The sequence below is a fragment of the Streptomyces vulcanius genome (assembly GCF_042653945.1).
Lineage (GTDB): Bacteria > Actinomycetota > Actinomycetes > Streptomycetales > Streptomycetaceae > Streptomyces > Streptomyces mangrovi.
On the sequence record NZ_JBHSFK010000144.1, the window covers coordinates 1 to 582 of the forward strand.

Genomic DNA, 582 nt, shown 5'->3' on the forward strand with positions numbered 1-582 from the left:
GGAGACGAAGACGATGTTCTCCTTCGCCAGGCCGAGTTCGGGCATGAAGCCCTGGACGGCGGCGAGGACGGCGTAGTCACCGCAGCCGGGGCACCAGCGCACCTCCTGGTCCGACTTGAAGTCCTTCATGGACTGCTTGGCCTCGGCCTTGGGCACCAGTTGCAGCAGACCGTGCGTGGCGTCAGTCGTGGCGTCAGCCATCGATGGCCTCCTTCAGAGCCGCGGCGAGCTGCTCCGCCTTGAACGGCATGCCGTTGACCTGGTTGTAGGAGTGGGCATCGACCAGGTACTTCGCCCGTACGAGGGTGGCGAGCTGGCCGAGGTTCATCTCGGGGATGACGACCTTGTCGTACGCCTTGAGTACCGTCCCGAGATTGCGGGGGAAGGGGTTGAGGTGGCGCAGGTGGGCCTGTGCGATCGGCTCCCCGGCCGCGCGCAGCCGTCGTACGGCGGCGGTGATGGGTCCGTAGGTGGAGCCCCAGCCGAGGACGAGGGTGTGGGCGTGGTGGGGGTCGTCGACGGTGAGGTCGGGGACGGTGATGCCGTCGATCTTGGCCTGGCGGGTGCGGACCATGAGGTCGT

General features: G+C 67.4%; 2 pseudogenes. Both read right to left on the reverse strand.

Features of this window, described 5'->3' with window-relative positions:
* Positions 1–201: pseudogene (locus tag ACFPIH_RS56410) on the reverse strand (2-oxoacid:ferredoxin oxidoreductase subunit beta); the annotation flags it as partial.
* Positions 194–582: pseudogene (locus ACFPIH_RS56415) on the reverse strand (2-oxoacid:acceptor oxidoreductase subunit alpha); the annotation flags it as partial. The pseudogenes ACFPIH_RS56415 and ACFPIH_RS56410, both read right to left, overlap by 8 nt.